Here is an 841-nt window from a genome sequence, read left to right as displayed (position 1 = left end):
TGTTCTGTTGAGATCGTGGATAAACCTGCGCGTAAAGCGCGGAACCCGGCTACGGGACAGGAAATTGAGGTGCCTGCCAAGAAAAGTATCAAGTTCAAGGCGGGGAAAGAGTTTGCCGATAAAGTGAATCACTGAAGGATAGAACATGACAGAAAGCCAAAAACGGGTGCGTCGCACCCCAGAACAACGAATCGCGGATCTGGAGAAAAAGCAGGCAGCGATTATGGAGCGTCAGAAAGCGGCGATGGCCAGAATCGAGGCCGCGAAAAAACGGCTGATGCAGTCTCCATCAGCCCGTAAGGACAGAATGAACCAGGACAAGCGCTTTGTGCGGGCGGCACAGGCCTTGGCTCCGGAATGGGACTCTCGACATTTTATCGCCGCCATCGAAAAGGCCCTTCAGGAAGATGCGGAGGTTCTGCAGGCGCGTGGAGAATCCCTGTTGAAAGAACATGGCCAGCCCAGGCGGGGTAGACGGCCCCGGATGGATTGAGGCGCCTTTCAAAAGACCCAGATTCTGGCCAGGCGCTCACACCAGAATGATCCCTTCCGCCTAATGAGGATGCAGAACCCTCCATTCGGGTGAGCAGATACCGGCTTTACAGATACGGCGGTATCCCATCGTGCAGGAGTCTCTACTGGAGGCTGTGGACCCATTGCGGCAAGAGCCGGATCGCGAATACCTCCGGGTCATTTTGTATGGAACTGCAGAAAAGGGCATAAACAGAGGGGTTTTTCGCGAGAAACCTTGTTCAATCTCGTGCGTGTCATCCAGGAAAATCGATGGGAAAATCTGGAAATGCCGTGAGCGACAGCCGCATCCTGCGTGGCTTGTCGGTAT

General features: G+C 54.5%; 2 protein-coding genes. Both read left to right on the top strand.

Going from position 1 to position 841, the window contains the following annotated elements; translation table 11 throughout:
- Window positions 1-15: 15 nt before the first annotated feature.
- On the top strand, window positions 16-135 hold the full coding sequence (locus HAP95_RS09560; RefSeq protein ID WP_368356575.1) for an HU family DNA-binding protein: 120 nt from the start codon (window positions 16-18) through the stop codon (window positions 133-135).
- Between the two features lie 10 nt (window positions 136-145).
- Entirely contained in the window at window positions 146-493 is a 348-nt protein-coding gene (locus tag HAP95_RS09555) for a hypothetical protein (protein ID WP_215884003.1), read from the top strand.
- The last annotated feature ends 348 nt before the right edge of the window (window positions 494-841 follow it).

It is taken from the genome of Acidithiobacillus sulfurivorans (assembly GCF_018853815.1).
GTDB lineage: Bacteria > Pseudomonadota > Gammaproteobacteria > Acidithiobacillales > Acidithiobacillaceae > Acidithiobacillus > Acidithiobacillus sulfurivorans.
This window is presented reverse-complemented; position numbering and strand designations above follow the sequence as displayed.

Excerpts from the sequence above, each read along its gene's own strand:
- HAP95_RS09555 (WP_215884003.1), top strand. The coding sequence starts at position 146 with ATGACAGAAAGCCAAAAACGGGTGCGTCGCACCCCAGAACAACGAATC.